Here is a 13,547-nt window from a genome sequence, read left to right as displayed (position 1 = left end):
TGATAATTGTTCACTGGTTACCGTTTACTGATAACTGTTCACTGATAACTGCTAACTTTGCCCTGTGGAGAATAAAGAGCTCATCCGTATGTTTCGTCTAACGGCTTCTTTGATGGAGCTGCATGAGGAGAATCCTTTTAAGATCAGGTCCTATACCAGTGCCATTATGGTGCTGGAACGGATTGAATCTCCTATTCACCAGATGAGCCAGAGCCAGCTGGAGAAGCTGGATGGCATAGGCAAGGGCATGGCCGCCAAAATATTGGAAGCTGTGCAAACTGGCTCATACGCAGATTTAACCCGTCTGCTGGAAACCACGCCTGAGGGGGTGGTGCAGATGCTGAACATTAAGGGCATTGGCCCTAAAAAAATCAAAACCATCTGGAAAGATCTGGGCGTTGAGACCATTGAAGGGCTGCGCGAAGCCTGCGAGAAAAATGAGATTTCCAAACTGAAAGGGTTTGGGGCGAAGACGCAGCAGACTATTCTGGAGGGGCTGCAATACACCGAGGCGAATAAAGGCAAACTCCTTTGGGCTGAGGCCGAACCACTAGCACTGGATTTGCTCTCTTTTCTGAAAAACAGGCCGGAAACAGCCCAAGCTGAAGTGGTGGGTGATATAAGACGCTACTTGGAGACGGTAGACACGCTGCAGTTTTTAATCAGCCTGAACGATGACAGCAACTGGCCTGCCTTCCTGAATGAACTGCCAGGCATAACTTCGTTGGAGAACCTTTCCGGGCCGTTTGTATGGCGGGGCCAACTGCAGGAGTCGGGGGTGAAGCTGGAGGTGCGGCTGGTGCCGGAACGCCGGTTCGCAAACCAGGTGCTGCTGTACTCAGCCAATCCGCATTGGCTCTCGCTGCCAGTAAACGACAATGGTGACACGCTCATGGCCGAGGCCTACGGTGAGCCTGCCGCAAATGAGGAAGAGATTTTTAGCAGGCTGCATTTGCCGTTTGTGGCGCCCGAGCTGCGTGAGAGCGCGCGCGTGTTGGAATTGGCCAAAGAAAACAAGATGCCTCAGTTACTGATTGACCAAGACCTGAAAGGAACCGTGCACAACCACAGCACCTATTCAGACGGCGCCCACAGCCTGGAGCAAATGGCGGTGCACTGTCAGCAGTTGGGTTACGAATACCTGGGCATCTGCGACCACTCCAAATCAGCCTATTATGCCAACGGACTGCAAGAGTTTAGGGTCAAAGAACAGCACAAAGAAATAGACCGGCTGAACCAGCAACTGGCACCTTTCCGCATCTTTAAGGGCATAGAATCTGATATACTGGCCGACGGCTCATTAGATTATGATTCTGAAGTACTGGCAAGTTTTGATTTCATTGTGGCTTCCATTCATAGTAACCTTAAAATGGACATTGTGAAAGCCACTGACCGGCTCATCACCGCCATTCAGAACCCTTACACCACCATGCTGGGCCACCCCACTGGCCGCCTGCTCCTGCGCCGTGAGGGCTACCCCATCGACCACAAAGCCGTGATAGACGCCTGCGCTGAGCATCAGGTAATCATAGAAATTAACGCCAACCCCTGGCGCTTAGACTTAGACTGGCGCTGGGTAGAGTACGCCCTCAGCCAAAACGTACTTCTCAGCATAAACCCAGATGCCCACAGCATGCGCGGCTACGAAGATATGCGCTACGGCGTGCTAGTAGGCCGCAAAGGCGGATTGACAGCCGAGATGACATTTAATGCTAAAAGTAGGGAGGAAGTAGCGGCGTATTTTGCGGAGCGGAAGAAGGCAAAGGGAATTTAACCAGTGCTTCTGGCAGTTTCAGCAATTCAATTGTTATTTCTGAATTATTACCTTTCGAACTATGGTCATGCCGGAATCAGAAATTTTCAGAAAGTAAACCCCTGCAGGCAATTGTGAGGTGCGAAGCACCGCTTGAATGTTGCCATTAGCAACAGGAAAAGATTTGCTCAGCACCCACTGGCCAAGGGCATCAGTAAGGGTTATGTCTACGTTTCTGGCCTTTGCTCCTGTATATTTTATACTCAGAAATTCTTCAGAAGCAGGGTTTGGGTAGACAGTTAGATTGTCCACTTGTTTTAATTCACCTATACCCGTAGGGATAGATGATTTCCCTGCAAAGACTCTGGCAATGCGATTGCGTTCTACACCATCAAATGAAGTAAAGTATCCAGCAATAAGTACCTTGTCGTCTGGCTGCAACGCCAAGCCATAGACAGGTCCATTGGCACCATCACCAGGGTCAAAGCCCATGTCTATAGATCCGTCAGGATTAAGGCGGGTAATATGATTGCGGGCGTTACCATTAAATAAAGAAAAGTCTCCGCCTACAAGTATTCTGCCATCAGGTTGCAACTTAATAGCTAGAACATGTTTAAGAGCGGTATTGCTAGTGCTATGGATTGAGTTAAAGTCTGTATCTAAAGTTCCGTTTGCGTTAAGGCGCGTAATTCCTTTAAGGATAATGGATCTATCAAAGAGAGAGATTCCTCCGCCGACAAGGAGTTTCCCGTCGGGTTGCAACGCTAATGCTTTTACAGTACCATCAATCCCAACCTTATACTCTCTATCTAAAAGGCCATCGGCGCTTAGGCGGAGAAGTGAATTCCCTCTCGAAAAGTTATTAGTGGAAAAATTGCCCATCACATGGCCTCCAATTAGCACCTGCCCATCAGGTTGCACGGCAATAGCGTAAATAGTGCCTATAATAGTGGTAGAGCCGTCCTCAAAGCTGGTATCAAGAGAACCATCAGAGTTAAGGCGGGCAATACAGTTGCGGGTTGTCCCATTGAAAGAGTTAAAGGATCCTGCAATATACATCTTGCCGTTAGGCAGCGGCGATATAGCAAGAACAGGCGCTGTTGGACCAGTTCCGGGATTGAATTCTGTATCCAAAGTGCCATCAGCGTGTAAACGAGCAATATGCTTACAAGCCTTACCATTATAAGTGGTAAATTCCCCACCAATCAAGATTTTTCCATCGGGCTGAACCGCCATGGTCAAGATCTGGCCATTAGCGCCGGTTCCTGGATTGAAACTAGTATCTAAAGTGCCGTCTGCGTGGAGGCGGGCGATGCGGTTAAGGGCTGTTTTGTTAAAAAAGGTAAAGTCGCCACCGATCAGAACCTTTCCGTCAGGCTGTAGGGCTACAGTATTGATTTGGCTATTCGCGCCGGAGCCTATATTGAAGTCAATGTCTAAGGAGCCATTGGTTAATAGGCGGGTGGCGTAGTTACGACTAATATTGTTATAGGATGTGAAGCCACCAGCTATCAAAACTTTACCGTCGGGCTGAACCAATACAGCTTGCACTGATCCGTTTGCGCCTATTCTAGTATTAAAACTAGAATCTAAAGAGCCGGTTGCAGTAAGACGGGCAAGGTAACTGTATAAAGCGCCGTTGGAACTACTAAAGACTTCTCTTCCGCCAATCAAGATTTTACTGTCTGTTTGCACTGCAATGCAATTAACAGGTTTATTTACTTCAGGGATGAAGTGATCTAAGGAGCCGTTTAGATTAAGTCGAGCCAAATATCTGCGGGCTAATCCATTGTAAAAGGTGAAATCCCCGCCAATGAGTATTTTTCCGTCAGTATGAATCGCGATCGCATGAACTATGCCATTCGCGCCGGTGCCGGGGTTGAAGCCGGTGTCCAAGGACCCGTCAGTATTGAGCCGGGCTATTCTGCCGCGAAGCGTACCATGGTAGGAAGTGAAGTCCCCGCCAATAAGTATTTTCCCGTCAGATTGCATCACCATTGCTCGGATCGAGGCATCTGCGCCCGTCCCAGGGTTGAACTCGGTGTCCAAGGACCCGTCGGCGTTGAGTCGCGCAATTCTTCCGCGAGGCGTGCCGTTGTAGGAGGTGAACTCCCCGCCAATAATTATTTTACCATCTGGCTGTAACACCATGGTCCGGACCGCGGCATCTGCGCCGATTCCGGGGTTAAAATCGGTGTCTAGGGATCCGTCGGCGTTGAGTCGGGCTATGCGGTTGCGGACCGTGCCGTTGTAGGAGGTGAAATCCCCGCCAACCAGTATTTTACCATCTGGCTGCACAATTACCGTATTCACAAATCCATTCGCTCCGGCACCAGGGTTAAAGTCAGGGTCTATTGAGCCTTCTGGGGTAAGCCGGGCTATGTAACTGCGGGGAGTTCCGTTGTAGGAGGTGAATTTGCCACCAATCAAAATTTTGCCGTCTGATTGTGCCGTAATAGTTAACACCTCTTGATTCGCGCCCTTTCCAAAGCCATCTTCCACCTCTATGGGTTCAAAACTTGTATCTAGGCTGCCGGCTTGCTGTGCCTGTACGTTATTCAGGCAACCCATGCTGGCCAAAAGCCAAATTGCCAGCATCAATTGTTTCTGAAGGTTACGGAATGAGGTAGTAAGCATGATTAGAGCCTTGATTAGGAATAATAATGATGCCGGAGGAGGTTCCTACATGCAATTTGTGCCTACTTCAAAGCTACAATCTTATTACTTGTTGTACAAGTGTATAATCTATTTATTAACAGCTTGTTAAGTGTTTAAGCCGTTCCTGAAGTTTTACGGAATTAATTTGATAATTGCCTCTTTACTTAATGCCCCCGGGCCTGCGGATTCTTTGCCGCCTCAGGGTCATAGCTTACAAAAATATTAATCCAAATAGCTCGGGAAAGCTTGAAGATAGCAGGCAGAAACAGCAACAAAGACAAGACCAACGCTCCGATAAACATCAGAACAGTCACTTCCTCTGAGAAAAGCATCATGAGCCAAACAATGGCCAGGGTTGGTCCGGTGGTGAGGCCGTAGCTCACAAACATGGCGCCGTAGTAGTAACCGGGTTCAGGCTCGTAAATCTGCTTGCACACGGGGCAGTGGTCCAGCATCTGCGACATTTTGCGGTACCCCAGCAGGCTGTTATTCACAAACAGGTCACCTTCGTGGCACCGGGGGCATTTCAATTTACAAATGCTGTATAGTTTTGAGCCTTTTCCAAGCATGGTTTCTGTGGTTTTGCCTAAAAGGTGAAACGTAAATTCTTGTTCTAAAGATGGTCATCCTGGGGAACAGGCAAAGGTAAATAGTCTGCACCTTCCGTTTTTACACAATTAAGTGAAAACATTACATGAATGTGTTTTAAGCCTAGTTTTGGAAAAACAGGCCTAAAACGGCAAAGCCTCACAAGTTTTTTGAACCTGTGGGGCTTAAACTATATTAATGCGTAACTGCCGCAGATTTCAACTAAGCAAATTCAAGCTGTGACACATGTAAAAAGGGAGCAGGTTTTTAGCCAGCTCCCTTTTTCTTTCTACAAATGTTGGTTCATGATTGGTTGTGGCTGACTTGTGTTTTAGGCCTGTTTTTAGAAAATCAGCTCAAAAATAAGAAGGAGAAGATTACTGAATCACCACTCTCTGCACAAAAGGACCTTTGTCTGTTTTAAGGTGCAGCAAATACAGCCCGCGGGGCAAATGATTTACCTGAAATACCCAGCCGTCAGCTGACTTTTGCGGAGCCTGAATAAGCATCTGCTGCCCTTGCAGGTTTACCAGTTTCGCGTGCTGTACCTGGGCGGTGGCCGAGGATCTCAACACAAAGGTGGCGGTAGCTGGGTTGGGAGCAAGACTGAAAGCAATGCCTTCTTCTTCGGGCAGTGCTGTTACTACCTGATAAGCAAAATCCTGTGACCAGGGAGAAAAGCAGCCTGTGCCTATTTTGCCGCGCACTGAGTAGTTACCCGATGCCCGCGCATTCAACTGCGCGCCTGTCTCTCCAGGTAGAATTTCCCCGTCTTTCCGCCATTCATAGGTCATGCCTGAACCGGTTGCCTGAAGTGTATGATCAGAGATTTTGCTTATGGCAAGTGGGGGCGGAGAAGGCAGCACCGTTATTTCCACTGCATCCATAGAAGGGGTAGAGGCATCGTTTTTGGTGACCCATAAAATGTAATTGACTTTTTGGGCGCTGGAAGCGGTTGAAGAAAGGGTTAACGTGGGGTTGGCTATGGTGGGGTCTGACAATCCGGTGGTAGGAAACCACTGGTAGGCATGCCCCGCTTCTGGGGTTCGCCCTATGGTGAATGGGGTGCCGGGGCAGGTGGTTTGATCTACTCCTGCCATAGAGTTTGCGTTGAAGGCATTGTCATGTGCCATAACTTGTATGTCCCGCTGTACTTTACCTATCAGCCTTTGGTCCCGCCATTCTTCTACCTCATACGCTAAGGCATATTGACCCAATGAGCCAGGAGTATTCCAGGAGATGAATCCTGTGTTGTGGTCCATCCGGAATCCAGCAGGGGCATCTGGAGCAGCATTGCCTAGAAAATTTTCTAAACCCTGGTAGCCACCACCTGTTTCTGCCAGCGGGTTACCGCAGCTAGAGGTGCCGCCTCTTGTTTTTACCGGAACCACCTTGTAGGACAAACTGTCGCCATCGGCATCATAACCTCCCGGAAGGTGATAAAAAACTTGGTTTCGGCTGGCCGTAGTGACCAAAGGCGTTTGGAAAACAGGTGAACGGTTATGACCAATGAACGGGTCAATAGTAAAGGTAGACTGAATCAAGAAAGATTGTTGAACTGAATTTACAAGATTTAGTATTCCTCCGTTTCGGTTCTGGCTTTCAAAAGTGGCGGTATATGTACCGGATCCGCTGTACGTATGGTCAAAATAATACACTATGGCCGTGATTTCCCCATTCGTACCAGGTACTATGGACGAGGTTGCCGCGGAGGAAGAAGCAGAGCTACAGTCTCCAAAGTAAAGGGTAGCCCGGTTCTCATAAAATCCACCTGTAGCAGTGTAAAGCACAATCTTAAAGAAGATTCTGTTAAGGTTTTGATTTGCCGTGGTGTCACTGTGGTAGTAGATATTACCCGCCCTTAAATGGGTGGCCTGCGCATTTTGGAAATTCAATGCCAGCAACAGCGTCAAACAAGGTAACAGGTAGAGTAATTTCCTTAGGGGTGGAGGTATGGCTGCCATAGGGGATATAATTTAGGGTAAAATATTATTTGCAATAGTTTGATTATGAGATGGTAAGGTATAAATTTTTCTAATGACACACAAGCAGTTGAAAAGGGGCGGAATGAGTAAGCAGATTGCCAAGAGGTAGCAAACTTGAATTGTGCTAATTTGCAGCCAACTTTTACCTATGCCAACAGACTCATAACAGCACCCTTCTTGCATATGCTCATTTTTTTTTGTTCTGCTGTACTTGATTTTAAACGTGTTTATTGGACTTTGGGCTGCTCGGCGGGTGCAAAACACCTCAGATTTTATGCTAGCCGGCCGGTCTTTGCCGTTGCCTATGGCCACTGCTGTAGTGTTTGCTACTTGGTTTGGCTCAGAAACTATTTTAGGGGCTAGTGCTGAAGTAGCCGAGGAAGGTTTGATAGGCATGGTGGAAGACCCATTAGGTGCGGCACTCTGCCTGGTGCTGGTGGGTCTGTTCTTCGCCAGAAAGCTGTACCTCATGAACCTACTCACCTTCGGCGATTATTACCGGGTCAAATTTGGTCGGTCGGCTGAACTGGTGGCGTCGGTTTGTTTGGTAGTGTCTTACTTTGGTTGGGTGGCGGCGCAAATGGTAGCGTTGGGTATTGCTTTCAATTTACTGTTGGGCACTACACTGCTGCAAGGGGTGGTGATAGGAAGCGTGCTGGTGGTGCTGTACACGTACTTCGGGGGTATGTGGAGCGTGAGCGTGACGGACTACCTGCAGACCATCATGATTATTCTGGGGCTGTTGGTAGTAACTTGGTGGGTTATGCGCGAGAAACCTTTAGCCGAAGTAACCGCCACCTTGCCAGATGATTTCTACCGGATCACGCCAAAGGAAGGGGCTTCTTTCTCTGGCTGGCTCAACTATCTGGCTCTTTGGATGACCATTGGGCTAGGCTCTATTCCGCAACAGGATGTGTTTCAGCGGGTTATGTCGGCCAAATCTGAGAAGGTGGCAGTGCGGGCTTCTTTGCTGGCGGCGTTTCTGTATGTGACGGTGGCACTGTTGCCATTGGTGCTAGCTATCTACGCCAAAGTACTGCACCCGGACCTGGCCGCCAAAGATGCCCAGATGCTGGTGCCCAGTCTCATTTTAGGTACTAGTCCTTTAGTGGTGAAAGTTCTTTTCTTCGGGGCGCTTATTTCAGCTATTGTGAGTACCGCCAGCGGGGCTATTTTGGCTCCGGCTTCTATTTTAAGCGAGAACCTGTTGCGGCCGCTGCTCAAAGAAATGAATGACAAAAAGCTATTGGCCCTGTCCCGTTCGAGCGTGCTTGTGGTAGCGGTCATTTCTCTCGGGTTTGCTTTGTCCAGAAGTAATATCCACGAGCTGGTGAGCGAGTCGTCGGCGCTGAGCCTGGTGAGTTTGCTGGTGCCGCTGGTAGTTGGAATCTATTTCAAGAAGACTTCGGCGGGAGCCGCTATTTTGTCTATGGTGCTGGGTATGGGCGTTTGGTTGGTTTGTAAAGTACTGGGCACGGAGGTGGAGCCGCTATGGTATGGGCTGGGAGGGAGTATGCTGGGGTATTTGGTGGGATTAGGGATGTTCTGTTCTCAAGAGAGCGAATTGAAGGTTGACCACTAAGCTGTTTTAGGCTTATTTTCCGGAAAGCAGGCCCAAAATAGAAATCACCAGCTAAAAAGACCTCGCAGTGTCTTCCAGACCTGCGAGTGTTTGTACCAGTAGCGGTTGGGTTATTTATTTTAGATTTCTACAAAGTTGGTAAAGCCAATCAGGAGATTGACTTACATAATGGTTCGTAGAGCGCTTGCGCTAATTCTACGCACAACTTGTAAAATAAAAAAGCCCTCACAGGCTTTCAAAACCTGTGAGGGCTACTGCGTTTTCGGTCTGTTTTTCTGAAAACAATCTTAAAACGCTACGCTAGCAACTCAGCAATCGCCTTGTCTACTTTTTCAAACTGAAACCCGTTCAGCACCTCGTCCATCAGGCCTTTTATCTCCGCAGTACATAAATTCCCAATGCTGCCTTCGTGCGTGTGGTGCACTTTCTCGGGGCGCTCAAACTCTCCTTTCTCAATAGCCAGCCCCACGTTCTTGTACGCGTCCCGGAATGGCACGCCACTGAGTACCTGATTGTTCACTACTTCCACGCTGAAGAGGTACTGGTATTTCTCGTCTTTCAGGATGTCTGAATTCAGCTTCAGGTGCGGCAGCATGAAGGTCATCATCTCCAGGCAGTTCCTGATTTCGGTGAAGGCGGGGAAGAAGCTTTCTTTGAGCAATTGTAGTTCGCGGTGGTAGCCGGAGGGCAGGTTGCCCAGGAGCATCTGAATTTCCGTGGGAAGCGCTTGCAGGCGGTTGCATTTGCCGCGCATGATTTCAAACACGTCGGGGTTTTTCTTATGCGGCATAATGCTGGAACCGGTGGTCAGTTCGTCGGGCAGCGTCACGAAGGCGAAGTTCTGGCTCATGTACAGGCACACATCCATGGCCATGCGGCCGAGGGTGCTGGCAATGGAGGCCAGGCCCATGCTTACGCTGCGCTCGGTTTTACCGCGGCCCATCTGGGCGTACACCACGTTATAGTTCAGCGCCTCGAAGCCCAGCAAATCCGTGGTCATCTGGCGGTTAAGCGGGAAAGAGCTACCGTAACCAGCCGCCGAGCCAAGTGGGTTCTTGTTGCTGATTTTGTAGGCGGCTTTCAGAATTTGCAGGTCGTCTACCAAGCTCTCAGCATAAGCGCCAAACCATAAACCGAAAGATGAAGGCATGGCTACCTGAAGATGCGTGTAACCAGGCAACAAGATGTCTTTGTTCTTCTCGCTTAGTTCCTGCAGAGTGGTGAACAGCGTGTGCACGGCCTCCACGGTCTGCCTGATTTCATGCCGGATGAAAAGTTTGAGGTCTACCAGCACCTGGTCGTTGCGGGAGCGGCCACTGTGGATTTTTTTCCCGGCCTCACCTAAACGACGAGTGAGCAACAGCTCCACCTGCGAGTGTACGTCTTCTACGCCGGGCTCTATTTCAAACTCACCCCGCTCAATGCTTTTGTAAATCTCCTTGAGCTCGCGCTGCACGGCAGCCAGGTCTTCCGGCTCCATCAGCCCAATGCTCTCCAGCATGCGCGTGTGCGCCAGGGAACCCAGCACGTCAAAAGGAGCCAACTGTAAGTCCATTTCGGCGTCTTTGCCCACGGTGAATTTTTCAACGTTCTGCGCCACGGAAGTTTCTTTCTGCCAGAGTTTCATGCTAAGCGGTAATAACAGGAGTCAATAATTGTATGTAAAGGGTAATGCCCTCTTCTAATTCTGAAAGATAAATAAATTCATTGGCGGTATGTGACCGCGCCGAGTCTCCGGGCCCAATTTTTAGCGACGGAATATTCAACAGAGCCTGGTCTGAGGTGGTAGGGGAGCCGTACAGGTTCCGGCCTAGCTTTATTCCCGACTGCACAATGGGGTGGTTTCGGTCAATGCTGGAGGGCCGCAAGCGGGTAGACCGTGGTGTCACCTCGCTTTTGACGTGCTCCCGAATTAGGCTCAACACCTCCTCAGGCTGATAGGCATCGGTCATGCGCACATCTACCGTGAATTTGCATTGGTCGGGTACCACGTTGTGCTGCGAACCTGCCTGAATGATGGTCACGCTCATTTTGACAGGCCCCAAGAAGCTGGACTCCTTCGGGAAGCGGAATGTACGGAACCACTCTATATCAGGCAGCGCCTCGTAGATAGCGTTGATGCCCTCCTCACGGGCGGCGTGTCCGCCTTGGCCGTGGGCCACGCAGTCCAGCACCATCAAACCTTTCTCGGCTACGGCCAGGTGCATTTGGGTAGGCTCACCTACTATGGCAAATTCTACCGAGCCTAGTTCTGGGTATACCAGCTCAATGCCGTTTATGCCCGAAATTTCTTCTTCGGCGGTAGCCGCCAATACCAGGTTATAGGTTAAATCCTGCCGCTCATAAAAATGCAGGAACGTAGCCATCAAAGCCACTAAACAACCACCCGCATCATTGCTGCCCAAACCAATGAGTTTGCCGCCTTGCACGGTGGGCGTGAACGGGTCAAAGGTCCAACTGGGGTGAGGTTTCACGGTGTCATGGTGCGAGTTCAACAGCACCGTAGGCAAGGCAGGATTGTAGTGCTGGTTGAAGGCCCAGACGTTGTGCTCCTTACGGTGAATATCCACGCCCCGCGCCTGCAGAAACTGCGCAATCGCCTCTGCCGTACCAGCCTCTTCGCGGCTGAAGGATTGGATGGAGATGAGTTGCTGCAACAGCGAAAGGGCGTCTTGGTATAAGGTGTTGTTCATGCACTAAAGGTACGCTACCCGATACTCCCCCTTTGAAGGGGGCAGGGGGATGTTTACATCTTCTGATTTTCTGTTTTGGGCTTCATTTCTGAAAAACAGCACCAAAACAGCAATGCGGGTAGAGACAAGGCAATGCCTGGTCTCTACTTTTCGTCAGTGTACAATTTCTCCGCCTTATTGGCCGAGGTCCTGATGCCTTTTATCATGGCAGAGCTGAAGCCATTGTGCTCCATCTCGTTCAAGCCCGCAATGGTGCAGCCTTTGGGCGAAGTTACCTTGTCAATTTCATTCTCTGGGTGACTGCCGAAGTGAAGCAACAGCGAAGCCGCACCTTTGGCGGTTTGAGCGGCCATACGCAGCGCATCTCCCGCATGAAAACCAATCTCGGTGCCACCCTGCGCCGCTGCGCGGATGGACCGCAAAAAGAAAGCAATGCCACAGGCCACCAATGCGGTAGCCGAAGACATAAGTTCTTCCTCAATTTCCACGGTCTCGCCCACGGCCGAGAAGATTTCTTTCACCAGGGCCATGTTCTCCGCCGAGGCATTTTTGCTGGCAATACAGGTCATAGATTCCTGAATGGCGATGGCGGTGTTGGGCATGGCGCGCACCACTTCCACCACCTTGCCAATGCGGGTAATGATGTCGGTCACGGCCACGCCCGTCACGATGGAAATGAACAGATGGCGGCTAGGGTCAATGCTCTCGGAGATGTTGTCCAGCACGCTGTCCAGTTGCTGCGGCAAGATGCTGAGCACAATGATATCGGCCTCGGCCACCGCCAGGGCGTTGTTGCTGGAGGCGCGGTAGCCTTGCTCCACCAGCGGGGCCAGCGCTTTGGTGTTGCGGCGGGTGAGGGTAATGTCTTCGGCGCGGTACTTGCCCGAGGCCACCATGCCCTTCGCCAGCGCAATGCCCATGTTGCCACCGCCCAGAATGGCTATTTTCTTGTATTGGTCACTCATGGTATTCTGTATGTTGTAGCCTTTGGTGAGGCTGTATTTCTTTTGTTGTTGTGGTACCAACGCTTCTGGCAGAGACGCTCGCAGGTCCGCTGGACGCTACGAGATCTTTTGAGTATTCGCTGGCTGCGGTACTGAACTTGTAAGTTTTTCAACATCGCACAGTCCATGCGTTTTCGGCCTGTTTTCTAAAAGTCAGGCTAAAAACGAGGTCCTAACCTAACGCTTTTTCTGGCGCGAGTCTCCAGACTCGTGACATAAGGTGATTGGAGTCTCCAGACTCCACTTTAGTAATTTGCTCTTGGTTCACGGCGAGTCTGGAGACTCGCACCACCGTAAGTCACGAAACTTCAGTCTCGCGCCAGTTTTTGCTATAGCGTTATCCTGGTGCCCGCTTTTCCGCCTCCGGCGATTTCATGAAGCTCCGCCGCATCGCCAATAATCACCGCCTTCACGCCTTGCTCCAACGCCGCGAAGGCGTTGTCCAGCTTCGGCAGCATACCTGCAAAAATAGCTCCTTTGTCTTTTAATTCAGTGTAGTAGGCAGGCTGCAAATGGTGAATCACACTGGTTTCGTCCTCCACATCCAACAGTACGCCTTTCTTCTCGAAACAGTAAATCAGATTCACCTCAAACTGGCGGCTCAAGGCCACGGCCAGGGTAGAGGCAATGGTATCTGCGTTGGTGTTAAGTAGACTGCCTTGTCCATCGTGCGTGAGCGCTGCAAACACTGGGGTAATTCCTTGTTCGGCCAATGATGCTAAGAACTTCACATTCACCTGGTCAGGACTTTCCACATCGCCCACGAAGCCGTAATCAACGTCTTTCACCGGTCGCTTGTGGGCGGGAATGACATTGGCATCGGCACCTGTAAGGCCGAGGGCATTGCAACCGCGGGCTTGCAGTTGGGCCACCAGGTTCTTGTTCAGCAACCCACCATAAACCATGGTCACCACGCGAAGAGTATCAGCATCAGTGATGCGGCGGCCGTTGACCATGTTGGGTTCAATTCCCAGCTGTTTGCCCAGTTCCGAGGCAATTTTGCCGCCGCCGTGCACCAGCACCTTCGGGCCAGGCACAGCCGCAAAATCCGTCAGGAATTGCTCCAGCTGCGCCGGGTTATCCAGTACGTTGCCGCCTATTTTGATGATGTTGAGTTTCTGCATGTTTTTGTTCGTATCAGGTATCGCGTATCAAGTAGCACGACACGTGATTTATTCTTTTATTCTTATTCTAAACAGCTACAAGGCTTTCTTATCTTCTGTCTCCTGAAAGGACCTTGTGGGCGAATTTGAAAGGCAGTGGCTAAGAGCTTTACTTTTGTTT

9 protein-coding genes are annotated in these 13,547 nt (G+C 50.1%); 2 read left to right on the top strand and 7 right to left on the bottom strand.

Features of this window, described 5'->3' with window-relative positions; translation table 11 throughout:
* The first annotated feature begins 64 nt into the window (after positions 1-64).
* Positions 65-1,774: a DNA polymerase/3'-5' exonuclease PolX gene (gene polX, locus A8O23_RS05090; RefSeq protein WP_066617596.1), complete on the top strand. Its 1,710-nt coding sequence runs from the start codon at positions 65-67 to the stop codon at positions 1,772-1,774.
* A gap of 33 nt (positions 1,775-1,807) precedes the next feature.
* Here polX and A8O23_RS05085 read toward each other — a convergent pair whose 3' ends face one another.
* The 3 genes from A8O23_RS05085 to A8O23_RS05075 form a co-directional block, all read right to left on the bottom strand.
* Positions 1,808-4,390 carry a T9SS type A sorting domain-containing protein gene (locus A8O23_RS05085; RefSeq protein ID WP_066617595.1) on the bottom strand — a complete coding sequence of 861 codons (2,583 nt, stop codon included), beginning with the start codon at positions 4,388-4,390 and terminating at the stop codon, positions 1,808-1,810.
* 185 nt (positions 4,391-4,575) lie between these two features.
* Positions 4,576-4,980, bottom strand: a complete 405-nt coding sequence (locus A8O23_RS05080) for a DUF983 domain-containing protein (RefSeq protein ID WP_066617590.1) — start codon at positions 4,978-4,980, stop codon at positions 4,576-4,578.
* 396 nt (positions 4,981-5,376) lie between these two features.
* Positions 5,377-6,963 carry a T9SS type A sorting domain-containing protein gene (locus A8O23_RS05075; RefSeq protein ID WP_066617589.1) on the bottom strand — a complete coding sequence of 529 codons (1,587 nt, stop codon included), beginning with the start codon at positions 6,961-6,963 and terminating at the stop codon, positions 5,377-5,379.
* 244 nt (positions 6,964-7,207) lie between these two features.
* Here A8O23_RS05075 and A8O23_RS05070 point away from each other — a divergent pair, with 244 nt between their 5' ends.
* A complete protein-coding gene (locus A8O23_RS05070) occupies positions 7,208-8,566 on the top strand; it encodes a sodium:solute symporter family protein (protein WP_239693346.1) in 1,359 nt (452 codons plus the stop codon).
* Between the two features lie 295 nt (positions 8,567-8,861).
* On the opposite strand, the gene argH is transcribed toward A8O23_RS05070, so the two are convergent.
* The 4 genes from argH to argB all read right to left on the bottom strand — a co-directional run bounded on the left by argH (position 8,862) and on the right by argB (position 13,387).
* Positions 8,862-10,193: an argininosuccinate lyase gene (gene argH, locus A8O23_RS05065; RefSeq protein WP_066617587.1), complete on the bottom strand. Its 1,332-nt coding sequence runs from the start codon at positions 10,191-10,193 to the stop codon at positions 8,862-8,864.
* A 1-nt stretch (position 10,194) separates the two neighbouring features.
* Positions 10,195-11,259: a M20 family metallo-hydrolase gene (locus A8O23_RS05060; protein ID WP_066617586.1), complete on the bottom strand. Its 1,065-nt coding sequence runs from the start codon at positions 11,257-11,259 to the stop codon at positions 10,195-10,197.
* Between the two features lie 143 nt (positions 11,260-11,402).
* Positions 11,403-12,284, bottom strand: a complete 882-nt coding sequence (gene proC, locus A8O23_RS05055; protein ID WP_239693345.1) for a pyrroline-5-carboxylate reductase — start codon at positions 12,282-12,284, stop codon at positions 11,403-11,405.
* 308 nt (positions 12,285-12,592) lie between these two features.
* Positions 12,593-13,387 carry an acetylglutamate kinase gene (gene argB / locus A8O23_RS05050; protein WP_066617583.1) on the bottom strand — a complete coding sequence of 265 codons (795 nt, stop codon included), beginning with the start codon at positions 13,385-13,387 and terminating at the stop codon, positions 12,593-12,595.
* Positions 13,388-13,547 lie beyond the last annotated feature (160 nt).

Origin of the sequence: Rufibacter roseus (assembly GCF_001647285.1) — a bacterium.
Classification (GTDB): domain Bacteria; phylum Bacteroidota; class Bacteroidia; order Cytophagales; family Hymenobacteraceae; genus Nibribacter; species Nibribacter roseus.
Note: the sequence above shows the minus strand (reverse complement) of the source record. Positions and strands in the feature narration are given on the sequence as shown.

What these genes read in the sequence shown, in the direction of transcription:
- A8O23_RS05085 (WP_066617595.1), bottom strand. Translation starts at nt 4,390, where the DNA reads ATGCTTACTACCTCATTCCGTAACCTTCAGAAACAATTGATGCTGGCA.
- A8O23_RS05080 (WP_066617590.1), bottom strand. Translation starts at nt 4,980, where the DNA reads ATGCTTGGAAAAGGCTCAAAACTATACAGCATTTGTAAATTGAAATGC.
- A8O23_RS05075 (WP_066617589.1), bottom strand. Translation starts at nt 6,963, where the DNA reads ATGGCAGCCATACCTCCACCCCTAAGGAAATTACTCTACCTGTTACCT.
- argH (WP_066617587.1), bottom strand. Translation starts at nt 10,193, where the DNA reads ATGAAACTCTGGCAGAAAGAAACTTCCGTGGCGCAGAACGTTGAAAAA.
- A8O23_RS05060 (WP_066617586.1), bottom strand. Translation starts at nt 11,259, where the DNA reads ATGAACAACACCTTATACCAAGACGCCCTTTCGCTGTTGCAGCAACTC.
- argB (WP_066617583.1), bottom strand. Translation starts at nt 13,387, where the DNA reads ATGCAGAAACTCAACATCATCAAAATAGGCGGCAACGTACTGGATAAC.